22 protein-coding genes are annotated in these 22,343 nt (G+C 44.2%); 11 read left to right on the top strand and 11 right to left on the bottom strand.

Translation table 11 applies throughout. The features are described from left to right. Positions 1-74: 74 nt before the first annotated feature. From IX95_RS08635 to IX95_RS08615, 5 genes are all read left to right on the top strand, one after another. Positions 75-1,502 carry a TolC family protein gene (locus IX95_RS08635; RefSeq protein WP_038158774.1) on the top strand — a complete coding sequence of 476 codons (1,428 nt, stop codon included), beginning with the start codon at positions 75-77 and terminating at the stop codon, positions 1,500-1,502. Positions 1,503-1,511: 9 nt separating this feature from the next. Then, complete coding sequence (locus IX95_RS08630) at positions 1,512-2,486, top strand: HlyD family secretion protein (protein WP_038158771.1); 975 nt, start codon at positions 1,512-1,514, stop codon at positions 2,484-2,486. 1 nt (position 2,487) lies between these two features. Further along, positions 2,488-3,648 (top strand): ABC transporter permease, encoded by a 1,161-nt coding sequence (locus tag IX95_RS08625; protein ID WP_038158769.1) that lies wholly within the window; start codon positions 2,488-2,490, stop codon positions 3,646-3,648. Further along, a complete protein-coding gene (locus tag IX95_RS08620) occupies positions 3,645-4,781 on the top strand; it encodes an ABC transporter permease (RefSeq protein WP_038158765.1) in 1,137 nt (378 codons plus the stop codon). Before IX95_RS08625 ends, IX95_RS08620 begins: the two co-directional genes overlap by 4 nt. A 197-nt stretch (positions 4,782-4,978) precedes the next feature. Then, entirely contained in the window at positions 4,979-6,466 is a 1,488-nt protein-coding gene (locus tag IX95_RS08615) for an EAL domain-containing protein (protein WP_235202602.1), read from the top strand. A 32-nt stretch (positions 6,467-6,498) separates the two neighbouring features. Here the strand turns inward: IX95_RS08615 and IX95_RS08610 are convergent, their stop codons facing one another. Both IX95_RS08610 and IX95_RS08605 read right to left on the bottom strand, forming a co-directional pair. Next, on the bottom strand, positions 6,499-6,936 hold the full coding sequence (locus tag IX95_RS08610; protein ID WP_038158760.1) for a DUF3859 domain-containing protein: 438 nt from the start codon (positions 6,934-6,936) through the stop codon (positions 6,499-6,501). Continuing rightward, positions 6,915-7,307: an ATP-binding protein gene (locus tag IX95_RS08605; RefSeq protein ID WP_029236110.1), complete on the bottom strand. Its 393-nt coding sequence runs from the start codon at positions 7,305-7,307 to the stop codon at positions 6,915-6,917. Before IX95_RS08605 ends, IX95_RS08610 begins: the two co-directional genes overlap by 22 nt. A gap of 132 nt (positions 7,308-7,439) precedes the next feature. Here IX95_RS08605 and metA point away from each other — a divergent pair, with 132 nt between their 5' ends. Continuing rightward, the gene (gene metA / locus IX95_RS08600) at positions 7,440-8,381 is read left to right on the top strand and encodes a homoserine O-acetyltransferase MetA (protein WP_006962063.1); all 942 of its coding nucleotides are present in this window, start codon (positions 7,440-7,442) and stop codon (positions 8,379-8,381) included. On the opposite strand, the gene IX95_RS08595 is transcribed toward metA, so the two are convergent. Next, positions 8,368-9,180: an alpha/beta fold hydrolase gene (locus IX95_RS08595; RefSeq protein WP_038158757.1), complete on the bottom strand. Its 813-nt coding sequence runs from the start codon at positions 9,178-9,180 to the stop codon at positions 8,368-8,370. The two genes, metA and IX95_RS08595, sit on opposite strands and share 14 nt — an antisense overlap. Before the next feature lie 316 nt (positions 9,181-9,496). Here IX95_RS08595 and pilW point away from each other — a divergent pair, with 316 nt between their 5' ends. After that, entirely contained in the window at positions 9,497-9,961 is a 465-nt protein-coding gene (pilW, locus tag IX95_RS26815) for a type IV pilus biogenesis/stability protein PilW (RefSeq protein WP_235202601.1), read from the top strand. Between the two features lie 13 nt (positions 9,962-9,974). Here pilW and IX95_RS08585 read toward each other — a convergent pair whose 3' ends face one another. The 3 genes from IX95_RS08585 to IX95_RS08575 are packed head-to-tail and all read right to left on the bottom strand — an operon-like array spanning position 9,975 to position 11,742. Further along, positions 9,975-10,169, bottom strand: a complete 195-nt coding sequence (locus IX95_RS08585; protein ID WP_038158755.1) for a hypothetical protein — start codon at positions 10,167-10,169, stop codon at positions 9,975-9,977. Positions 10,170-10,185: 16 nt separating this feature from the next. Beyond that, positions 10,186-11,229, bottom strand: coding sequence for a 23S rRNA (adenine(1618)-N(6))-methyltransferase RlmF (gene rlmF, locus IX95_RS08580; protein WP_038158753.1), 1,044 nt, complete (start codon positions 11,227-11,229; stop codon positions 10,186-10,188). Between the two features lie 3 nt (positions 11,230-11,232). Continuing rightward, positions 11,233-11,742: a M48 metallopeptidase family protein gene (locus IX95_RS08575; protein ID WP_038158751.1), complete on the bottom strand. Its 510-nt coding sequence runs from the start codon at positions 11,740-11,742 to the stop codon at positions 11,233-11,235. A 112-nt stretch (positions 11,743-11,854) separates the two neighbouring features. On the opposite strand from IX95_RS08575, the gene IX95_RS08570 reads away from it, so the two are divergent. Further along, on the top strand, positions 11,855-12,085 hold the full coding sequence (locus IX95_RS08570) for a glutaredoxin family protein (RefSeq protein WP_006962058.1): 231 nt from the start codon (positions 11,855-11,857) through the stop codon (positions 12,083-12,085). Here the strand turns inward: IX95_RS08570 and IX95_RS08565 are convergent, their stop codons facing one another. From IX95_RS08565 to IX95_RS08550, 4 genes are all read right to left on the bottom strand, one after another. Continuing rightward, the gene (locus IX95_RS08565; protein WP_051912510.1) at positions 12,086-14,524 is read right to left on the bottom strand and encodes a PAS domain-containing hybrid sensor histidine kinase/response regulator; all 2,439 of its coding nucleotides are present in this window, start codon (positions 14,522-14,524) and stop codon (positions 12,086-12,088) included. A 22-nt stretch (positions 14,525-14,546) separates the two neighbouring features. Next, complete coding sequence (locus IX95_RS08560) at positions 14,547-15,761, bottom strand: ABC transporter substrate-binding protein (RefSeq protein WP_038158748.1); 1,215 nt, start codon at positions 15,759-15,761, stop codon at positions 14,547-14,549. A 152-nt stretch (positions 15,762-15,913) separates the two neighbouring features. Next, a complete protein-coding gene (modF, locus tag IX95_RS08555) occupies positions 15,914-17,368 on the bottom strand; it encodes a molybdate ABC transporter ATP-binding protein ModF (protein ID WP_038158745.1) in 1,455 nt (484 codons plus the stop codon). Positions 17,369-17,455: 87 nt separating this feature from the next. After that, a complete protein-coding gene (locus IX95_RS08550; RefSeq protein WP_038158742.1) occupies positions 17,456-18,325 on the bottom strand; it encodes a LysR family transcriptional regulator in 870 nt (289 codons plus the stop codon). A gap of 116 nt (positions 18,326-18,441) precedes the next feature. Between IX95_RS08550 and IX95_RS08545 the strand changes: the two genes are divergently transcribed. Both IX95_RS08545 and IX95_RS08540 read left to right on the top strand, forming a co-directional pair. Continuing rightward, positions 18,442-19,689, top strand: coding sequence for an MFS transporter (locus IX95_RS08545; protein ID WP_038158738.1), 1,248 nt, complete (start codon positions 18,442-18,444; stop codon positions 19,687-19,689). Between the two features lie 71 nt (positions 19,690-19,760). Beyond that, a complete protein-coding gene (locus IX95_RS08540; RefSeq protein WP_038158735.1) occupies positions 19,761-20,321 on the top strand; it encodes a DUF1415 domain-containing protein in 561 nt (186 codons plus the stop codon). A gap of 21 nt (positions 20,322-20,342) precedes the next feature. Here the strand turns inward: IX95_RS08540 and IX95_RS08535 are convergent, their stop codons facing one another. After that, positions 20,343-21,428 (bottom strand): sensor domain-containing diguanylate cyclase, encoded by a 1,086-nt coding sequence (locus IX95_RS08535; protein ID WP_038158732.1) that lies wholly within the window; start codon positions 21,426-21,428, stop codon positions 20,343-20,345. Positions 21,429-21,613: 185 nt separating this feature from the next. Between IX95_RS08535 and IX95_RS08530 the strand changes: the two genes are divergently transcribed. After that, on the top strand, positions 21,614-22,189 hold the full coding sequence (locus IX95_RS08530) for a nucleoside triphosphate pyrophosphohydrolase family protein (RefSeq protein ID WP_006962050.1): 576 nt from the start codon (positions 21,614-21,616) through the stop codon (positions 22,187-22,189). The last annotated feature ends 154 nt before the right edge of the window (positions 22,190-22,343 follow it).

Below are 22,343 nucleotides of genomic sequence, written 5' to 3'. Positions count from 1 at the left end.
TCCTTTGTTACCTCTATTTGCCAACAATATCAGTTAGAGTTTATACTCTAATTTTAACAAATAGAGTTCATTGTATGTCGCTGCGTCCTATTGCCTTGATAGTTGGCTGTCTTAGCTCATTCCCGTTTGCAGCCCATTCCGCGGCCATCAGTTTTAGTGAAGCTTGGCAGCTATTGCAAAACGAAAACAATTCACTGGCTGCGCAACGAGCGAATGTTGACCGATATCAACACTTGGAAAATGCAACTGATAACCTGAACCTGCCATCAGTGACCGTCGGGGCAAACTACACACGCTTAGATACCGATGTCACCTTATCAGGCAATCAGCTGATTGAAAGTACCAATGGCACGCTACCCAGCGTCGGCAGTATCTCTCTTCCTCCTTTATTACTCTCAGGGCTCGGTCAACTGTTTACCGATCTAGGTAATACAACCTCTACGATTACCGAGCGGGACATTTTCACGTCTTCCATCAGAGCCATTTGGCCTATTTTTACTGGCGGTCGAATTACTGCAGCACAATCAGCCGTACAAGGAAAATCAGAGGAAGCGCAAAGCCAACTCGCGATGGAGACTCAAGCGCGATACGAAGACTTAAGCAAATACTATTTTAGTGTCTTGCTAGCGAAAGAAGTGGTCGAGACGCGTCAGCTGGTAGAAAACGGCTTAAAAACGCACAGAGACAACGCACTTAAATTAGAGCAGCAGGGGCAAATTGCTCGAGTTGAACGTCTCCAAGCAGAATCCGCACTCGACCAAGCGACCATTGAGCGCAAGAAAGCACAAAAGAATCTTGATATCGCACAGACAGCGCTCACTCAAATGCTCAGCCAATCTTCGACGGTTGAGCCACGCGATCATCTATTTATCAACGACACACTTCCCCCAATGGACGCATTCATTAACCAAACTCTAATCACCTACCCGGGGTTGTCGTTGCTTGATGCAAAAGAGAAGCAGGCCCGAAGTCTGATCAAAGCAGAAAAAGGCAAATATTACCCTGAGGTCTACCTGTATGGTGATTACAGCTTACATGAAGATGATTCACTCGCCAGTCAGATGAAACCAGATTGGCTCGTTGGCGTTGGCGTTAGTATTCCGCTTATTGAATCAACAGGTCGCTCGGATCAAGTTAAAGCGGCTCATAGTGCGGTGTCTCAAGTGCAATACCTCAAAGCGCAAGCCAAGCAAGATTTAACAGTGCTTGTTCAAAAGACCTATTTAGAGGCGCAGCAAGCTCAGGAAGAAGTGCTCGGGCTTAACTCCAGCATTGAGCTGGCTGAAGAGAACATCAAACTGCGAGAGAAGGCCTTTTCTCAAGGCCTTTCTACTTCGACGGACGTCGTTGACGCTCAGCTTTACTTAGCCAGTGTCCAAACACAGAAATCAGCCGCCAGCTTTAACTACTTAATATCGCTATCAAAGCTTCTCGCTTTATCGAGTGAAATGAACACATTTCAGCAATATCAGCAAACCTCTATCAACACTTCAAACCTTTAGGATACCGAGATGAAAAAAGCCAAACCGATTGTACTGACTGCTGCCGCTTTAGCCATATCATCTTGGATTGGGTATAGCTTCTATCAAGCCTATCAACCAAAGCCAGTGCGTCTGCAGGGGCAAATTGAATCGCAACAATACAGCATTTCTTCCAAGGTACCGGGCCGTATCGATCAGGTGCTGGTTCGCAGAGGTGACAAAGTAGAAAAAGGCGAGTTGATTTTCACTCTTCATAGCCCAGAAATAGAGGCTAAACTGGAGCAGGCTATTGCAGGACAGAAGGCCGCTCGCGCGCTCGCACAGGAAGCAGAAAAAGGCGCAAGAATACAACAAATCCAAGCGGCAAAAGACCAATGGCAGAAAGCTAAAGCCGCCTCTCAATTAATGGAGAAAACCTACCTTCGGGTTAACAACCTCTACAAAGATGGCGTTGTCGCTGAACAAAAGCGCGATGAAGCCAAAACCCAATGGGACGCGGCAAAATACACAGAAAGTGCCGCTTATCAAATGTACCAGATGGCTCATGAAGGCGCCCGCGACGAGACCAAGGTTGCTGCTGCAGAGAAAGCTCGCATGGCAGCAGGCGCGGTTGCCGAAGTTGAGGCTTATGCAAAAGACACACAAATCGAAAGCTGGTTTGACGGCGAAGTGTCACAAGTGCTGCTGCAAAGCGGTGAGCTTGCCCCTCAAGGTTTTCCTGTGGTGACCGTCATTGATACAGATGATTCTTGGGCGGAACTAAATGTCCGCGAGGATCAACTTAGTCATTTCACCAAAGGCCAAAGATTCAGTGCTTATTTGCCTGCCCTTGGTCATTCACTTGAATTTGAGGTCACTCATATCGCAGTCATGGGTGATTTTGCCACTTGGCGTTCAACCGATGCGTCACAAGGCTTCGACTTACGCACCTTCGAGGTCGAAGCCCGCCCATTGGATCACAAAGATACCCTGCGCATGGGTATGAGCTTAGTTGTTGAGTTGTAAAATGTCCGATTTATTCGCCACGCAGTGGCGTATACTGCAACGAGACCGATGGCTGCTCTCGTGTCTGACATGGATACCGCTTATATTGGTTGTCTCCATCTGGGCGATATTTTCTCAGGGTATTGCAAGAGACCTCCCCATTGGCGTTGTCGATCTATCCCACAGTCAGCTTTCAAGGCAGCTTAGTCGCAACTACGATGCAACCGCCACATTGTCTGTCACGCATCACTTTTCTGACGTTGCGGAGGCAAAACAAGCGTTGGTTTCAAGCCAAGTGTATGCGTACGTTGTTATTCCGGATAATTTTGATAAAGACATTTATCGCGGTTTACCTCCCCAAGTAAGTGCGTTCTACAACAGCCAAACAATATTAATTGGAAAGCTTATCGGCTCAGCACTAGTACAAGCTCAAGCAACATTCAATGCGCGCATTGATGCCTCAAAAGCACTCGCAAAAGGGAACAGCACCGTTGGCTCTGCCGTAGGTACTGCTCTTCCAGTGCAAACACAGATTACGCCTCTGTTTAACAAGAACGCTAACTATGCTCAATTTCTGGTCTCTGCCATTGTTCCAGCTTTATGGCAAATCATCATTGTGGTTTCAACCATATTGGTGTTGGCGGCTAACCACAGAGACAGAGGTTTGACTCAATGGCTCCAAAGCGATCCAACCACACAGTGGTTCCATACATTGCTGCCTTATTTCCCTGTATTCATGGTCCAAGGTTTCACGTTTCTATGTTGGTTTTACTTGGGGTTTGACTGGCCGATGAATGGTAGTTTACTGGTGCTGATGTTTGCTCAGGGGCTGACAGTTATGGCCTGTATGATCATGGGCAGTTTTTTCTTCTTTTTGACACTCGACCCTGCTCGCGCCATGAGTTTTGCAGGAGCATTTACTGCGCCCAGTTTTGCTTTTATGGGCATCACTTTTCCAGTCACTGACATGAACTCACTCGCACAATTCTGGCGAAGTTTACTGCCTATCAGTCACTATATTGAAGCTCAGGTAAGCCAAGTCAGCTACGGACAGTTTTGGGTGAACACAGCGCTAGGTCTGTTGCCGATGTCAGGGTACTTACTGCCCGCGTTAATATCGGTACTTTTGATCAAAAAGCATCTATCTCGCCATAACAGCCTATATTCACAGGAGGCCAAATGACATTCAGACAAGTATTCTATGCTGAACTCAAAGCGCTTCTAACAAACCCTGTGGTGATGCTGACTGTTTTTGGAGGCGTTGTATTCTATTCGTTCCTCTACCCGCTTCCCTACAGCCACCAAACGCCGAGAGAGCAAAAGATCAGTATCGTTAACCTTGATCAAAGCCAGATAAGCTTCAAACTGGAACGAATGGTAGATGCAACACCACAAGCCAAGGTTGTTCAGCGAGATTACACCATTGAGTCAGCTCACCAAGCCTTTCTCAACGGTGAGGTGAGCGGCTTTCTAGTCATTCCAGAGCATTTCTATAAAGACTTATTGCTCGGTAAAAGCCCAACGCTCTCCTTTGCCGGCGATGCTTCCTATTTTCTGGTTTACGGCACTATAGTAGAAGGGTTGGCACAAGCAGGAGGCACATTAGCTGCGCAAACTAAAGTATCCAGATTAATATTGGATGGCGTTCCTCTCTCTTTAGCCAGCGAGCTGTTCGCCTCAACCAAACTCAATTTAAAACCAACCTTTAACCCACGTATGGGCTATATAGATTACGTCGTGCCTGCCGTATTCGTTTTAATACTCCAGCAAACACTTGTGATGGCAGCAGGCCTAATGACCGGGAGTCAGAAGAATGGCTCGGGATATTGGAGCAAAACCTCACCGACAACGCTTTTGTTGGTAAGGCTTTGTGTACTCACCACTGTTTATTATCTTTTGAGTATGTATTACTTCGGGCACAGTTTTACAACGCATGGGGTGAGCCAGCTTGCCAGTAGCACTCAGCTTCTTAGCCTACTGTTACCTTTCTTACTGGCGTCCTGCGCGATTGGAATCTGGCTTGGCACTATCGTTCCTAGACGTGAGTTAGTGACTTTGGTGGTGCTGATAAGCTCAATGCCGCTGGTATTCAGTGCTGGATTTATCTGGCCATTGGAAAGCATCCCGGCACCAATAACCTGGTTATCGCAGCTATTTCCTAGCACACCTGCTATTCAGGGTTTTCTTGCCTTGAATCAAATGGGCGCAGAGTGGAATCAAGTATCTTCCCGGTGGAGCCTATTGTGGTTACAAAGTCTGTTTTGGGGAATCATCGCAATATACAGCTATCGCCGATACTGTTATAAAAAAGGCTAATTTTGTGTCAGGTATTTTTAAATTCTTCAAAAAATTAAGTGGGAATTTGGGAGGAAAGTAGAACTCTAGGTCAAGATTCGGTCAACAGTTAATTTAGTTACTGCGATTATTTTGCGAACGATGTAACATTTTCGCTCATAATATATACTATTGTTCAATTAGTCATCGGATATTCCATAAGTCAAATGAACAGATCTTTGCCAACACCAACGTTGACGCTAGAAGTTAAATCACTGCTCGCTTACGCCTTAATTCCAATCCTCATTGTTTTTCCAGCTTCACTGTACGTCGCTTACCAAGGCATTAATGACAGCCTAAGAAACATCGCTGTTACATTTCAAGAAAGAATCGAAGATGTCATCACTGAACTAAAAGACGAGAACGCTCAAGCTATGAAATACCCAGAGCGCTGTGAAGCCATTCAAGAAGACCTCCTATTTGAGAGCTACTTGAGAGAATTAATCATTGTTCAGGATGGTGTCGCTATATGCTCCTCTAAACGTGGCGAGCTTCATTTAGATTTAACAGGTGTATTTAAGCGAAACGAAGCTAAATCCGGCGTTTTTCTATTCGATATTAAAGGTGACCCGCGCCAAAGAACAATGGTCGTTGTAACTGCACAAGAAGACAGAGCTAACAGTGGTGCTTTTGCTATTGTAGACAAGAACTATCTAGTCGAAAGACTAGGTAAGGTAGAGGATGATAAGCTCAGTTTTATTACTGCCCGATTTGGCCAAAAGGTTTACCCAGCGGATAGAACTTTTGTGTCAGACACACTTCACTACACATCAACTTCATCTCTATATGGCTTTTCTCTTTTGGTGGAAGCAAGTCCAGCATTCATCAAAAGGCGGGCGATTTTTTATGGACTGAGTAGTCTACCTCTTTCACTACTCATTTCAATCACTCTATTTGCGGTAATGTCTCATATAAGAAATAGAGACAGTCTGGTCGATGATTTAAAAAAAGGTTTAAAAAGAAAAGAGCTGTTTCTCGCATATCAGCCTATTGTAGACAGTCAAACAGAAACTCTGACTGGCCTTGAAGCACTGATTCGATGGCAGCATCCTACATTAGGATTAATCAGACCCGATGTTTTTATACCACTAGCCGAACGCCAACAGCTCATAAACACTATCACTGACTATGTACTGAAACGAACGTTAGCTGATCTTCAGAGCATAGCGAATTTCAACGGCATACATTTAGGAATTAATGTTCCACCTTCATATCTGCATGATGAGAGCCATCTCATCAATCTACATAGTTATGCTAGACAATTCAGACACATTGGAATTCAGTTAACAGTAGAAGTTACAGAACGTGAAATACTTGACGACAAAGGTCGAACAGCGCTCGCTGACCTTCGTAAGAGTGGTATTTTGGTTTCTATTGATGACTTTGGTACCGGACACACCGCTCTCTCTGTCATTCAGAAAACACAATTTGATTATCTGAAAATAGATAAGTGTTTTGTGGATACCATAGGTTTGGAAACCGTTAATTCTACCGTGCTCAATACTATCATTGACCTTGGCCATCGCTTGGGAGTAAAAATGATTGCGGAGGGAGTGGAAGAACAAAACCAAGTCGAATATCTGGCCAAAATGAATGTATCTTACCTGCAGGGCTACCATTTCTCCAAGCCCCTAGAATTAGACGATCTCAAAGAATCTTGGTTGTAAATAAAAGCCCGTGTCACTATAACGGGCTTTTATTAGAATCCTCTTCTTTTCCAGAATTCACCTTCATCTCGACTGTATATTTCGAAGGTTTTTTCGGCAATGACTTTCCCATTCATTTCGATAGTCATCCGCCACTTTCCAATATTGGAGTCGAATCCATTAATCGGGTCGAGCAACTGGATTGTATCACCTAGATAGAAATTCCAGTCGTTGTTTCCAATGTGAAGATCACCTGTAAAAGGGTCCAGCACTTGGCCTTTTTTACCTAATACGCCCGGATGTTCAATACAATATTCAATAACTTGCCCTTTGGCTTTTTTAATATTCACAATGAAACCAAATTCGATATCCTGATCGGCAGGCACTTTGGTTGTGAATTCTTGTATCTTCGGTAGATGTTTTGACTTGGAATCCCATTGACTATAGATGCCGTAAGACGTCATTTCTACTATGGCTGATCTTTTCGCCATTCTTGCCACCGTTTCTTCATTTGCTGGATGGTGCTCGTTGCTACACCGTGAATATTGCCAAAGTTCTCTTTACATTCAATAATTTCAAACTCAGCACCGTACCGCTTTGCCATCTGATAGTAAGGTGCTATTTCCCATCTCATCACAAACGTGTTCGAAACCACTACGCTTTGTCTTTTCACCAGGCTGTCCCGTGTCATGTTCTTACACCAATCATGGGCCTTTGCGATATGTTCTGGCCTGAAGTCATATTCACCTTTTGCATCAACGAAATACATGTCCGCTTCGTAATGGTTCACATCCAGTGTCTTAGCCAGCGTACTTTTCCCTGAACCAGGCAATCCGCGAATAATGGTCAGTTTTAACGTCATGAAAATGAATAATTCGAATAATGAAGCGGTGATATTACCGTAAATAAGCATAAAAATGCTATCGACATCTCATTCCGTTTGAGTTAACTTTGGATGTATAGACGTCTAAAAACAAAGCTTAGGGAGAAAGCTGTGCCGATTAAGATCCCCGACCAATTACCTGCTAGTGATGTATTACGTCAGGAAAACATATTCGTAATGCCTGAATCCCGAGCCTCTACCCAGGAGATTCGTCCACTTAAGGTATTGATCCTCAATCTTATGCCGAAAAAGATCGAGACTGAAACGCAGTTCCTTCGTTTGCTTTCCAACAGTCCACTTCAGGTTGATATTGAGCTGCTTCGTATCGATGACAGGCCAAGTAAAAACACGCCGACTGAGCATCTTGATAACTTCTATCGTCAATTTGAGATGGTGAAAGGGCGCAACTTCGATGGACTGATTATTACTGGCGCTCCGCTGGGCTTGGTTCAGTTTGAAGATGTGATCTACTGGGAACATCTAGAGGCGATCATGAATTGGGCGAAGCAACATGTCACCTCAACCCTGTATGTCTGTTGGGCGGCGCAGGCCGGTTTAAAACTGCTTTATGACTTGCCAAAACGCACACGTAAAGAAAAGCTGTCTGGTGTTTATCATCATCAAATTCATCAGCCATACCATCCAGTGTTGCGTGGCTTCGATGATACGTTTCTTGCTCCTCACTCGCGATACGCTGATTTCTCTCCAGAGTATCTAGCTGAACATACCGATTTGGATGTGCTGGCAACTTCAGATGTTGCTGGCGTTTATCTGGCTGCGACAAAAGACAAGCGAAACGTATTTGTCACAGGCCACCCAGAATATGATGCCTTCACACTTCACAACGAATACATTCGTGATCTGGGAGAAGGAATGGAGCCCGCAATTCCTGTGAACTATTACCCGAACAATAACCCTGACAACAAGCCTGTTGCGAGCTGGCGAAGCCATGGCCATTTATTGTTCTCAAACTGGCTCAATTACTGCGTTTACCAGCAAACACCTTACGATTTGGATCACTTCAGTGAAGCCAACTTTACTACGGACGATTGAGGTCAGCGATACTGATTAGTTGTTTGATCTCATTAATTACCTTCGGGGTATTTTGCCAAAGGATAAAATGCCCCTCTCCTTTCACTTCTACGAGTTTTTTCTCTTTCCCTGTTAAGCGCTGAATCGCAAATGCAGAGTTTTCTGGATCAGCAATATTGTCTTCATCACCATGAATCAAAGTCACAGGTACTGAGTCCAGTAAGCCCCAGTCTTTATTGCTCAACTTGGAAAGCTCATCAGCCAGCGGCATCATTTCTCCGTTCGACTTTTTCCAGTTGTCAGACAAAAACACACTGATCAACCAAGTGTCGGCCAGTTCGTTGTACCATTTTGGTTCCTCAAGCTTAGGGTCAAAAGCAGGCGCCACCAGCACCATTCCCTGTACGAGATTTGGAAACATTAGGGCAAGGTTGAGAGCGATTGGACCACCGAGTGAATGGCCAATGAGAATATTGACTTTGTCTTTGGAGAGTAGAGATTCTATCGACTTTGACTGTGAGTCCAAATCGGCAGCGAGTTCTTCTGGAGACTGACCATATCCAACGCGATCCACAGAGATAAGCTCAGCATTTTCAAGCAGCCAAGTATCTTTAAGATACGCTTCATAACCCTCTTTGTTGCCGGGCGAGCCATGTATAAAAATTAGCCGATAATTGCTGGCTTGGTTGCCCTGCTCTACATAAGCGACGCCACTGTCAGCAAAACGAGTGGTGGCATCCAGCTCTGAAGCAATGGACGACTTTATCGATAATCCAGCGAGGAAGCTTAGAACCGTTGCACCAACGACTTGTTTTCTCACACTTCGTCTCCTTTATTTTCTAGTATTGTTGCCAAATCAGCCGCATGATTGGGCTCATTTCTACCAGACCGGACAGACCACGTTATACATTCAAGATACTTAAAATTTTCTTCATCTATCTTATGCGCTTTGTTTGCTTCATCGCCACTATACTTTTATCCGCCTGTGTCACAATTGACACTCAAACTGTCACTTCGGGCACACTAGACAAGGCCGACGCGCGAATAGCATTGGGCTTGAGTTATTTGCAACGTAATAACAGGGTGAAAGCAAGAGAGAATATCCAAAAGGCACTGATTATCGCTCTCAATTAGCGATGGCACACTATCTTGAACAGGTTTCTGAGTTTACCCGCGCGGAATACTGGTTTCAAAAGGCGATTTCCCAACACCCTGATAACGGGCAGTTGCTCAACGATTATGGCAGCTTTCTGTGTAAGCAATCCCGATATCAGGAAGCAAACGCACTATTCGAAAGAGCGGTAGTTCAACCCAATTACTACTATGTTGCCGACAGTTATGAGAATGCGGCATTTTGCGCTTTAAAGGCAGACCAGCAAGCTAGCGCTGCCCGTTACTTTGAACGGGCGATTGCTCATGATCCAAACCGACCTCAGGCTATTTTAAATCTGGCGAAATTGGAAATGAATCAAGGAAGGTACGAAGCGGCGCAAAATCGTATAACGCAGTTTCATCAACAGTTTGGCGTGCAGGCACTATCACTGAAACTCATGGTCGAGCTGGAAACCCGAAAGCTTCGGCGTTCTTCTCCAAAGCATTAAATAGCTTGAAAGGTTATCGTTTTTTGCGTTGGGAATGCAGGAGCTTACGGCGCTCGCGGACTCGCGAAGCGCGCTGAATTTTTACGTACTCTCGATAGACAATATAGATAAACCCGATCAGACCAGAAACAAACAAAAGCGCAAAAAGTATCAGTAAACTGTCGCACACCCATTCGGGCTCACAGGGCATATAAATTTCAATTTCCATATGCCCTCCTTCATGCTTATGCTTTTGCGTCGTACCACGCCTGTCTTTCAGTCGCAGTTTTAAATGTCCAAGCGATAAAGCGGCTCACCTTCTGTCCCTGGCTCATTTCAACGATCTGAACTTCTCTTGCACCGGCTTTTTCTAGGTTCTTGCGCATCCAACGGACATTCTCTTTCTTTGAGACAAGCGTAGAAAACCACAATACCTGATGAGCAAAGTCACGGCTTTCAAACGCCAGATTCTTAATGAACGCTGCCTCACCACCTGGGCACCATAGCTCTGCATTTTGGCCACCAAAGTTAAGTATAGGCGAAGCTTTGACCTTACCTTTCTCACTCGCTTGACCACGTTGTTGCTTACTTCGGCTGAGGTTTTTGAGCTTACGCTCAGTACCTTGCTGAGCTTCCTGCATGGATTTATGAAATGGCGGGTTACAGGTCGTTACGTCAAAGTACTCATTTTCCTTAATCACGCCCTTGAAGAAATAACGACTCTGGGTTTGTAAGCGGCACTCCACACGATCTTTAAGCGCAGGGTTTTCTGAAGCAATTTGGTTAGAGTTCTTAACCGAAGCTGGATCAATGTCTGACCCAACATAATGCCAACCATATTGGGTCGCACCAACAATGGGGTAGATACAGTTGGCGCCGACACCAACATCAAGCGCGTTTACCGATTCATGTTTCACTTGCTTACCATCTTTTGACAGTAATTCTGCTAAACGGTGAATGTAATCGGCTCGGCCTGGAATCGGCGGACACAAGTACCCCTTAGGAATATCCCAAGATGTGACATCGTAATGATGCGCAAGCAACGCTTTATTGAGCAACTTTACCGCCAGTGGATCGGAAAAATTAATAGAGGCCTCGCCTTTAGGATTTTTCACGACATACTTTTTAAGCTCAGGTGTCGCTTTTACCAAGTGAGCGAAATCATAACGGCCATGGTGAAGGTTTCGTTTATGAAGGCCTGCTTTGCCTTTTATCACGGTCACTTTCATTTCCGAGCGAATGGTGTCGCTCGCATTTTTTGAATGGGCTGCTTTTTTCTGCTTAGTCATAAGTTACTTATTTGCTTTCTCAACCATCTCGGTATAAATCATGAACAGGCGAGCATCCAGCTCTAATTGATGATAGTCAGGTTCCATATGACAACAGAGTTGATAAAACGCTTTATTGTGTTCTTTCTCTTTCAAGTGAGCTAGTTCGTGCACCACAAGCATACGGAGTAAAGGCTCTGGAGCATTTTTAAATACGCTCGCAATACGAATTTCATTCTTCGCTTTAATTTTACCGCCATGCACTTTCGCAACGTAGGTATGCAAGCCTAGCGCGTTATTGATCAAGTGAATTTTATTGTCGTAAATGACTTTGCTGATCGGCGCCGTTTTCTTCATATAGCGATTTTTGATCGCAATGGTGTATTCAAACAGCGCTTTTTCACTCTTAATTGTATAATTATCAGGGTAACGCTGTTTAAACCAGTTTTGTAAGCGACCAGACTCCACCATCTGAGTCACAGGCGTCACAATATGTTCAGGGTAACCTTGGATGTAACGAAGAACTGGGTTCATAGGATAAGTTTCGGTCCGCCAAATTGAAGACGCGTAAGTCTACCTGAATCACACTTGCCATTCACTGTCTTTTCATTACACTCTGCTGCATAGCAAGATGTAGGAAATTACGATGAAAAGACTTGTTCTGTATGTGAAGGATAAATGCCCTCACTGTAAAGATGCTCAGCGATACTTAGATGAAAAGGGCTATGCGTACAGATTAACCAACGCAAAAATGCAGCGTGGCAGAAAAGAACTGGATGCTATTGGAGCACGCTCTTTACCCGTGCTCAAAATTGGTGATCGCTACATGATTGGCTGGAACCCAAAAAACTTCGAGAAAATGTACAACTCGAAATGATCAAGCCTCACGCATCGCATTAGCTTCTAGAGGTTTTAGCGTTGCGTGAAATACTTCATCCAGCTTATCGGAGCTGATAGGCTTTGTGATCACATCCGTACACCCTTCCGAAATCATTCTTTCTCTCGTCTGTTCAAACGCGTCAGCCGTACAGCCAATAATCACAGGAGGATTAGGTAAATCGAGCTTCATAATCGCCCTTGTTGCCTTCATGCCATCCATCACTGGCATGTGGTTATCCATTAAGACACAATCAAAGTGTTGATGCTGTACTCTTTCAACTGCCAGTTCGCCATTCTCAACCACTTCATATTCGAAGCCTTTGTTTTTAAGAAACTTACCTAAGACCAGTGCATTCACGCGAGTATCTTCAGCAATTAACACGCTCAGTCCGGTGCCGTCAAATGCAGATAGTCGTTCTTGTTTATCACTGCCCTGACGAACCTTTTTCAACCCGACAGGAACCACAATTGTAAACTGGCTGCCTTTACCAACTTCACTGCTAAGGTCGACAGTCCCGTTCATGGCTTTAACCAGATCCCGAGTAATCGATAACCCTAAGCCGGTACCACCGAACCTTCTCGTTGTGTCGCTTTCAGCTTGTGAGAATGGGTCAAAAATTGCGGACTGTTTCTCTGGGCTGATACCAATTCCGGTATCGGAAACGTCAATATGAAGCTCAATACGATGGCTTTGTTCTACCACATCCAGCGACAACGTAATACCGCCCTCCGACGTAAACTTGAGAGCATTGCTTAATAGGTTTTGTAGAATCTGAAGAATGCGTGTCTCATCGGCCACTAACGCACGGTCACACGATTGAGAGTACTCACACTTAAACTCTAGGTGTTTATCCGCACACAGTGGCTCATAAAGTCGGGTAAGCCTTGCCACCACGTCTTTCAGTAAGAACTCAACTTTTTCAAGTTCCAACTTGCCCGCTTCAATTTTAGAGAAATCAAGTATGTCATTAAGCACATTTAACATGTGTTTTCCCGACCCAAGAAATGTATCAACATACTCCTGTTGCTCTTCGTTGAGCGTCGTATTTTTGAGAAGGTCCCCGACACCCAGAATACCATTCATTGGCGTTCGTAATTCATGGCTCATTGCTGCCAAAAACTGGGATTTTGCGATGTTTGCCGCTTCTGCTTCAACCGCCTTTATCTTCAGCGATTCTTCCAACTCTACTCGCTGAGTGATGTCCCTTTCTACAGCCATAAAACCTTCTATCTGTCCGTGGGTTGAATACAACGGCGTCAAGGCAATTTCAATCCAGTATGACTCTCCTTCCTTGTTGTAATTGAGTAACTCAAAGAACCCTGGCTCTCGACGATCTATCAGTTCTCGAATCTTTCGTGTCGTTCGCTTATCGGTGTCCGCTCCCTGAAGCACATCACCCGGCTTTTTGCCGATCATTTCTGATAGCGAATACCCTGTCAGCCGCTCAAATGCTCCATTAACCCAAGTCACTTTGGAATCTAAATCCGTAAACACCACCGCATCACGCATATGCTTAACCACTCGAGCTAAGCGGCCAGACTCCGCCTCCCTTATCTTTAGCGATTCAGATTGCTCATAAAGCTGCTGCTCAGACTCAGCTAACTTACGAAATGGGGATACCAAAATTCTTCGTCCAAAAATGAACATGACAACCAACGTCATACTGGTCGCAATTAACATCCCGACGAGCAGGCTTCCCGTCAAATTAGCTTCCGCATCAATGACCAATTGGGGGGAGACCGAATACAACAAGGAAAGATCAGTGCCCTCAATTGGAAACATGTCCATCTTCCAATTATTAGGAGCTTGCATATTCCAGTTAAGTCTATTTTGGGCGATACCAAACCAGTGCATACTGTCGGTGCCTAGGCTTTCGAAAAACTCACTTTCATCAAGTGGCGTTACATATACTCCTAGCCCTTCAGCATAACCGTTGTACAAGATTGGAGAGCTAAGAAGGAGGTAGTCCCTACCGTCATTTTTGTAGAGCGAGTACGAAGGCTTTTCCATTAGGGACTCGTTTTCTATACCAGTCGTAATAAAGGTATAAACAACATCGGGCAATGTAATTTCTTGATAAACGTTACCGCCAGAAAAATCATATATGTTGACGTCAGCCGTCGCTCCAGAAGATTTGAGAAGCTCAAGCTGATCTTTAAACGCACTCTGATCATCCACTCCTTCTAAGACTGCACCTTTCATGACAGGGTGAGAAGTCACGCGCTCAAGCCTCTGTTCATGCAATTTTAGAAACTCAAATACGTATCTCTCAATAGCGACGAACTTTCCTTTCAAGCTTTCACTTATCAAGACCTGAGCGGTTTCTCTAGCTTGATGTTGAACAAAGGCAAAGCTCGCAAGCATAAAAACGCAGGCCCCAACGATGAGAAACAACGAAAACAGATGCATTCCATTTTTCTTATCAAACTTCAACATAGACCTGCGTTACCTCTGTGCTCTAGATGGATTTAGGAATTAGTTTCACGGCATCTTTATCGTCATAAATAGCCATACAGAAATCGTCTGCACCTAACGCCTCATGCGCGTCAAAATCATCTTCAGTGAAAGGGGCGAATGGAGCACGATACTCTTTAATCAGCCCCTGTACTGGCTTATCCATCGACTCCAGTGCTTTCTTTAATGCAGTTCGGTTCGACTCCGCATCATCCGTTAGCTCTACCGTACTCGCTGCCTCAATGAATACCTTTGCCAAATCGTAACCATGGACAAAACCAGCTGGTGCCTCAATATTGCTGTCTTCAAAGTAAGCTGGGAACATGGTCTTTGCGTCCTTGAACACATTCTGATTAAAGCTGTTCTGCTCCGAGCTGTAGAAATTGAAACAAGACTGAATGAAATGAAGGTTGGCTTTTTCACGAATAGGGAAAGGCACGTTCTGAGCAAACTTACCGCCAGTAATGCCCCAGTGGCTGTATATAGGCATTTTAATGCCAACGTCTGCAACACTTTCAACGATGAGTTTACCTTCACGACTATTAGCCACCAGCAGAACACAATCTCCTCCGCTGGATTGGGCTTCACGAATCAAGATTCGCGCATCAACATCTTTTATGCCCCAATCAAACCAGCTGGTTTTTACGCGCTCGGCCAGGTCTTCAGGTAAAGCAGACATCATTGCTTTGTAATTTGATTTGCCCCACCCCGTATTTTCTAACATCAAGTGAGGTTGATTGCACTGTTGCTCTAACGCGTAGTTAACCAGTATCTTTCCTACCTTAGAATCATCAACCGAAAGACGAAATACGTAGTTATCCTCAGTAGAAGGATATCGAGTTATAGGCGTACCCGCAGCCCAAGGAACCAAAGTCAACATCTTGGATTTGTTAATGTATTCTCGGTACTTGATCAATGGAGGAGAATGCAAGCCACCAATGTAAACCAATCCATTGCTGTCCTTAAGAAAACGCTCCATGTTTTTCTTACTACGTAGGACGTTCCCTCTATGGTCAGTGGTAACAAACTCTACTGGTATGCCTGATATTTGGTTACCTTTCTGGGAGAAGGCAACCTTAATTCCATGCTCAATGGAGAGTGCCGATTCCAGATGCCCCGTTCTATCAGCATCAAGATAGATCTTAAGTACATCAGGTTTTTCAGCCTGCACGACGCTGGCAAACAGCGCCAACACTAAAATTAGAAATTTCCTAGCCATACTTGTCACCAACGTAGTCGTTATTATTTATTTCTATAGTTAGCCTAGGAAAGCATGAAGTTTTTTCCAGTAATTTGTTGACTTTACAAAACAAAAAACAGGTTGCGTCTATTCTTCAAGACACCAACCCGCTTTATTTATGTTCAAGATTGCTACAACTGACGAATGGTCGATTTGTAGCACGTCTCCACTTCATCGAAACAAAATTCCAGCTCATTCTTAATACTCTCTAATTTGTCGTCATGATAGTGAGAGACATAAAGCAACTGGCTCAAATTCTCTTTAGCAATAAGCTCCAATGTGTTCTTGACTAGTCTTCTGCCTAAATAGTCGAGGCCCTGATAAGGTTCATCCAGAATCAAAATTGCTGGCTGCTTTACAATTGCTCTGGCGATAAGAAGTAAACGTTGCTGGCCGTATTCCAACTGTTTGAATGATGTCTTTGCGTACTCCGTCATATGCAGAATTTCTAACCACTCTTGAGCAATTTGAATTTCTTTCTTTGCCGGTTGCTGATATAACCCAATGGAGTCATAGAAGCCAGATAAAATGACTTCCAAAGCACTGCAACTCACGCGATATTGAAGGTGCAGAGAAGAGGAAACCATCCCAATGTGCTTTTTAATATCCCAGATAGACTCACCCGAGCCTCGCTGGTTACCCAAGATATGAATATCGTTAGAGTAACATTGGGGGTGATCACCGAAGATTAACCCAAGGAGCGTACTTTTCCCGCACCCATTCGGTCCTTTCACCTGCCAATGCTGGCCTTTATCGATTCTCCAGTTAACCTCAGAGAAAATGGTTTTCTCTGTATATTCTACTTTGCCATTTTTAAGTTCAAAAATCGGATTGCTGAACTCTGTTTTGTGTTGATGGCTCCGAATGAGATCTATCATCTGCTCGCTCTGCTGCTTGGACTGAGCTTTGATTTGGTTAATAACCGGATGCTGGTGCCATGATTGGATATCCATCACACTGTCTAACTTGCCGTGGTTAAACAAAGCTACCTTTTCAATCCATGATGGGACATCTTCTTCACGATTGAATGTCACGACCATCTGCAACGACTGCGACAACTCAGTCAGGTAACGAGTCAATGAAGCGCGATGAGCCACATCCAAACCTGTGTAAGGGTTATCGAGAACAATCAGATCCGGCTTAGTTGCCAAGGCGCGGGCTAACATTACCCGTCTGGTTTCTCCGGTCGACAGAACTCGAAATCCACTATCACTCAAATGTTCCAGATCCAAATCATCAAGCAATTGGGCAGTCAATTGCGCATCTTCGCACTGTTCATAAATCAGAGAGTAAACTGAGCTGCCTTTATCTATTCGGTCTAAAAAATCAGTGTCATCTTTCGCCAGTTCTTCTTCAAGCAACCTTTGCTGTTCAACCAATGAAACTTGTGAAACCTTGCCATCGGAGAGTTCCATATGGCCTTGCTTAATTTCTGACTCGCCACAAAGCAAGCAGCCAAGAGCAGGCCCAATATCACCTTCGGTACTGAAAACGCCCCAAGATTGGCCTTTCTCGATAGCCCAGTCTCTTATCTCTAACGGATTCGAACCTGTTTCAACCACCAGATCTGTCATCTTCAACTGCATTTAACCAAATCTCTCTTTTTCAAATTGTATGCAATTAAATTACGTTATTTAGAACAATGTTGCGATCACCTTGAAAAGAAATGTGAACTACACATATTGCTTAACAAATTCGATGAATGTTCTATCCGCAATTGATAAATAGGCGTTCTTTCGCCACGCAAGAGATAAAGTCAGATTGACCGGTTCATCAAAGGGAATGGCAACCACATCCTCTTCATGCTCGGTTACCAGCTTCAAAAGCGCGGTGATCGCAAACTCATGTTTCACAATACTGAGTATCATTGGCAATAGATTCGTTTCAAATGAAAACTTCATTTCTTTGTCGTATAAGCGCGCCTTTTTCTCGACAAAGTCACGGTGAAAATAACCGGGCTTAAACATGACTAATTCATGTTTGAAAAACTCTTCAAAACTAATGCTTTTGTTCTGTGCCAAAGCATGTTCCGGCCCAACAACAGCAACCATTTCTACATTCAATAAATGGTCTGTTTCAAGATCTTCCGGGACGTTTTCATCATCAATCACGCCAATGTCGAGTTCTCCATCCAAAAGCATCTTTCGAATAGACCGGGTACCTGCGTCAATTAGCGTGAGCTTGAGATTAGGATAATGCGATTTGAACGCCATCAGGACTTGGGGGAAAAAGTAAGACCCCATCATGCTTGGCGCACCAAGTCTAACTTCTCCCTTTTCAAGGCCTCTCAGTTCATCTATTGCTAACTTGGCATCATCGATTTGCTGCAAAACCCGCTTGGCGTGTTCATATAGCACTTTGCCTTCATCGGTAAGCGTTATGCGTCGTTCTTCTCGTCGAAATAACTCAACACCCAACTGCTGTTCAAACTTCTTGATTGAAATACTCAACGCAGGCTGAGCAATATGTAGTGCTTTCGCCGCCATGGTGAAGTGGCCATGGTCAGCTACGGCCACAAAGTGTTTTAAGTGTCGGGAGTCCATCAGATGCCCATATTAAAAATATATCAACTCTATATTTTTAATATATTTTATTAATCTAGTTATCACTGATATTTTGATCACAATAACTGACTGAATAACTAGAGTAGCCAACACCAATGATCGAACTTGGAAGCCAAGATTACCGACGAGTAACACTGAGTCTCGCTCTCGGCTCATTCATCGTGTTCTGTAACCTGTACTTGTTTCAACCGATGCTGCCGTACATGGCTCAGCACTTCTCCGTATCCGAGACTCAAATTAACTGGCTGTTTGCAGCAACGACGCTGGCGCTGTCATTTAGCTTAGTGCCATGGGCAGTTGCATCTGAGTCCGTAGGGAGAAAACGGGTGATGCTGTCTGGCCTTTTGGCTATGCCTGTAATCGGTATCGGGATGCTTCTATCACCCTCACTTCTTAGCTTAGTTGTCTTGCGTGCGCTAATGGGAATCGCATTAGCCGCTTTTGCTTCTGTGGCAGTCGCTTACATGGTTGAAGAGCTGTCCCCTAAAGCCTTTGGTCAAGCAATTGGAGGTTATATAGCGGCTAACTCACTCGGCGGCATCACCGGGCGAATCGTCGGTGGTACACTCACTGATGCTTTCGGCTGGCAACAAGCAGTGATTACCATGGCAGTGTTTACCTTGATTGGAGCTATAGCGGTATGCGCGATGTTACCAAAGCAGAAATACTTCTCTCCCCAAAGAGGCATGCTTAGATACCACAACCGAGCGTTGGTTAAACACCTAAAAAACAAAGCTATTTGGTTAGCTATGCTGATTGGTGGGGTGAATTTTGCTCTGTTTGTTAACTTGTATTCGGTTATGGGCTTTCGTCTTGTTGAGGCTCCACATTCACTACCTATTGGCCTAGCCTCGTTGATTTTCCTCTGCTACTTACCCGGCACATTAAGCTCTAAGCTTACTTCAGTGTGGAACCGAAACCGTCAGCCCATTTCAGGTATGGTCTGCGGGACTATAATAAGCCTACTCGGTATGTTGGTCGCATATCTGGATCGTATTCCATTCATGATACTCGGATTAGCGCTTATTAGTTTTGGAGCCTTCTTTACACACACGCTCGCCTACGCCTGGGTTAGCCAAAAAGCCACCCAAGCTAAAGCGACTGCCACAGCTCTTTATCTTGTGCACTATTATGTTGGTGGCAGCTTAGGAGGCTTCTTCTTAATTTATTGCTGGCAACATGGCGGTTGGGGTTATGTCATTGCTGGTGGTATGTTGCTTTATCTGATGATTTTTGTGTTGTGCTATAAACTGAATGTAATTCATCAAAGTTCAGCAGAACTGGAGAACGAAGCTAACACCAGTCCAACTTCTGAGCTAAACGCAACGCCCTCATCTCACTAGACTCATCTCGACGCTTACGACCACAAAACGAATCTGTTATTCTTGCTTCCAAACTATAAATTGGAAGTAAGATGACAACCCCAAGCTCAAAAGAGACTATCGCAGAGCAAGTCAATCAATGGCTTAATGACGTGGTAATTGGCCTTAATTTATGTCCATTCGCTGCAAAGCCACAGCGCAATAAACAAATAAAAATATTTGTCAGTGAAGCACAGCAAGAAGAGGCATTGCTAGAGGACATACTCACCCAGCTAATGGAATTAGAATCAAAGACAGCTGAAGAGTTAGAAACTACATTGGTCGTTGTACCAAACATGCTGGAAGATTTTTATGACTACAACTTGTTTATAGACTGGGTCGAGGCATTAATCCGTCAGCAAGGCTGGGAAGGAACCTACCAGTTGGCGACGTTCCATCCTGAGTATTGCTTTGGTGGATCAGAACCAGAAGATGCGGAGAATCTAACTAACCGCTCTCCCTACCCTGTGTTCCATTTGATTCGTGAAGAGAGCATGGAGAAAGTACTCAAACATTATCCAGATCCTGAATCAATTCCTGAGACCAATATAGCTCGTGTGGAATCCCTGACTCAGCCTGAGCTAGTGAAGCTTTTCCCCTACTTGTTTAAATAATCATATTGATAAGAGTGGAGCTTAGCCTCCACTCATCATTTCGGTCGCTGGTTCTTTTGATAGTGAGCGAACAACTACTCTATTTCGCCCTTGATTCTTTGCCTGATACAAAGCTTCATCGGCCACTAAGATGATTTGGTCAAGTGCACCTTTCTTGTTATCTATTGCTGATTCGTTACCAAAATCAAATTCACACACACCGATGGACACGGTGACGGGTTCGCCATCTAGAAGAATCTCATCGGCAGATTGGTGAAGTTCTTCGATAAGTTGACGCCTTTCAAGTTCGGTTCTCTCGGGCAGCCAAACGACAAACTCCTCTCCCCCGAACCGTGCAATAAAGTCCCTTTCAGATAAACATGCCTGAAGTTGTTGCGCGGTTTTCTTTAAAACGTCATCACCGATTTGATGGCCGTAAACATCGTTGACCCTCTTGAAGTTATCAATATCAATCACAGCCAGTGAACCTTTGCCATTGGCGATCTTCATGCGTTCGATATCAAGATGGATGGTTTTGAACATACACCGGCGGTTGGCAACATTGGTCAACGCATCGTGATAGGCTTGATATTCCAGTTGACTATTCAACTTTCTAAGGCGCTCTTCCTGTTTCCGGCGGATTAATTCTACTTCAATCCAAGACGCCATCAGTTTGAGCGCATCAACATCTATATCTTTGAATTTTCGAGGGTAAGGTGACGCGGAAGAAAAATTAAGTGTACCAAAAACTTCATCATCAACAAAAATTGGAATGCCAATGTACGACTCTAAGCCAAACGCTTCATAGGCTGGATGTTTAGCATACTCATCGCTTTCTCCCATATGCTCAATGGACACTGGGCCAAATGAACTGCAGGTGATTTGGCAATAAGTTGACTCATACTTAAACGTATCGCCAGGCTTTAACTCTACACCTTCAGAAGTAACGCAATACAAGACTGTATATAGCTCGCCATCAATGCGGGATAAAATACCAATATCCAGATTGAAACGCTCCAAGCCCATCATGATGAGTTGGGTAATCTGAATATCAAACCCTTTCTGATAATCGTTTGTGATCTGATAGAGTCTCCGTATGACCTTTTCACTTTCACTTGCCACAACCATATACTGTCCTGATAGCTAAAATTTCTTATACGTAAGATAGACTTATCCCAATAATCACATCAATAGCCTTGCACATAAAACTCTGAATACTTTGCCCTTGTCCCCATTTATTTTCGTGCTGTAATGGCACGTTTCATAAGGCTTTGTTAGTATGACGCGATAATTACCAAATGCAGGTTAAGTGAATGCACCTTTCCAAACTTACTCAAGAAATCTTTGACCACCTTTACCGCGACATTACTGAGTTTCGTACTACTTTCGACTTACCTGTTGCCTCTCCTGAAAGCTTAGACGAGAAAGCAGATACGCTGCATACCTCTTTAGCGGTAGAAGAGCTCACTGAACTGGCAGAAGCTGATAACAAGACGGAACAAGCTGACGCTATCATCGACAGCGTTTACGTTTTGATGGGTCGTCTAGTTCATTTGGGTGATGACAAGGTTGAGTCGAACCTTGCTATCAGTTATCTGATTGACCTACTACTCAATGTTGCCGTTAATCGTGGCATCAACTTTATCCCTTGTTGGGACGAAGTCCACTCAAGCAACATGAGCAAGGTTTGCCGCAACGAGAAAGAATACGCTGAGACAGAAGCGCATTACGCTGAGCAGGGAATCAAACTAATGGCAGTACAAAAAGGTGATTACATCATCGCAAAATGTGCTGAAGATTTTGTTTCAGAAGCAAAAACGATTCGCCAAGGAAAAGTATTGAAGTCTGTTTACTACCGCCCTGCTGATCTTGCTCCGCTAACAGCATAAGCCTCCAGATAAAAAGCCGCCACCTTCGGAAAACCTTAGGTGGCGGAAGCTGCCATAGTCATAAAAATGGGCTTATATTTGTCAGCTTTCCAGTTTCCCTTCAAATTGACTAAGCCTAACAAGAACGAGAATGTATCGTTTTTATTAAAGCCAA

Origin of the sequence: Vibrio sp. B183 (assembly GCF_000740665.1) — a bacterium.
GTDB classification, from domain to species: Bacteria; Pseudomonadota; Gammaproteobacteria; order Enterobacterales; family Vibrionaceae; genus Vibrio; species Vibrio coralliilyticus.
The sequence above is the reverse complement of the archived record's forward strand: the minus strand, read 5'-3'. Positions and strand labels throughout refer to the sequence as shown.

Coding starts and splice junctions, on each gene's coding strand:
- rlmF (WP_038158753.1), bottom strand. CDS start 11,229: ATGACTAAGCAGAAAAAAGCAGCCCATTCAAAAAATGCGAGCGACACC.
- modF (WP_038158745.1), bottom strand. CDS start 17,368: ATGCAGTTGAAGATGACAGATCTGGTGGTTGAAACAGGTTCGAATCCG.
- IX95_RS08620 (WP_038158765.1), top strand. CDS start 3,645: ATGACATTCAGACAAGTATTCTATGCTGAACTCAAAGCGCTTCTAACA.
- IX95_RS08570 (WP_006962058.1), top strand. CDS start 11,855: ATGAAAAGACTTGTTCTGTATGTGAAGGATAAATGCCCTCACTGTAAA.
- IX95_RS08565 (WP_051912510.1), bottom strand. CDS start 14,524: ATGTTGAAGTTTGATAAGAAAAATGGAATGCATCTGTTTTCGTTGTTT.
- IX95_RS08605 (WP_029236110.1), bottom strand. CDS start 7,307: ATGACGTTAAAACTGACCATTATTCGCGGATTGCCTGGTTCAGGGAAA.
- IX95_RS08630 (WP_038158771.1), top strand. CDS start 1,512: ATGAAAAAAGCCAAACCGATTGTACTGACTGCTGCCGCTTTAGCCATA.
- IX95_RS08585 (WP_038158755.1), bottom strand. CDS start 10,169: ATGGAAATTGAAATTTATATGCCCTGTGAGCCCGAATGGGTGTGCGAC.
- pilW (WP_235202601.1), top strand. CDS start 9,497: ATGGCACACTATCTTGAACAGGTTTCTGAGTTTACCCGCGCGGAATAC.
- IX95_RS08625 (WP_038158769.1), top strand. CDS start 2,488: ATGTCCGATTTATTCGCCACGCAGTGGCGTATACTGCAACGAGACCGA.
- IX95_RS08610 (WP_038158760.1), bottom strand. CDS start 6,936: ATGGCGAAAAGATCAGCCATAGTAGAAATGACGTCTTACGGCATCTAT.
- IX95_RS08530 (WP_006962050.1), top strand. CDS start 21,614: ATGCACCTTTCCAAACTTACTCAAGAAATCTTTGACCACCTTTACCGC.
- IX95_RS08575 (WP_038158751.1), bottom strand. CDS start 11,742: ATGAACCCAGTTCTTCGTTACATCCAAGGTTACCCTGAACATATTGTG.
- IX95_RS08560 (WP_038158748.1), bottom strand. CDS start 15,761: ATGGCTAGGAAATTTCTAATTTTAGTGTTGGCGCTGTTTGCCAGCGTC.
- IX95_RS08635 (WP_038158774.1), top strand. CDS start 75: ATGTCGCTGCGTCCTATTGCCTTGATAGTTGGCTGTCTTAGCTCATTC.
- IX95_RS08545 (WP_038158738.1), top strand. CDS start 18,442: ATGATCGAACTTGGAAGCCAAGATTACCGACGAGTAACACTGAGTCTC.
- IX95_RS08535 (WP_038158732.1), bottom strand. CDS start 21,428: ATGGTTGTGGCAAGTGAAAGTGAAAAGGTCATACGGAGACTCTATCAG.
- IX95_RS08540 (WP_038158735.1), top strand. CDS start 19,761: ATGACAACCCCAAGCTCAAAAGAGACTATCGCAGAGCAAGTCAATCAA.
- IX95_RS08550 (WP_038158742.1), bottom strand. CDS start 18,325: ATGGACTCCCGACACTTAAAACACTTTGTGGCCGTAGCTGACCATGGC.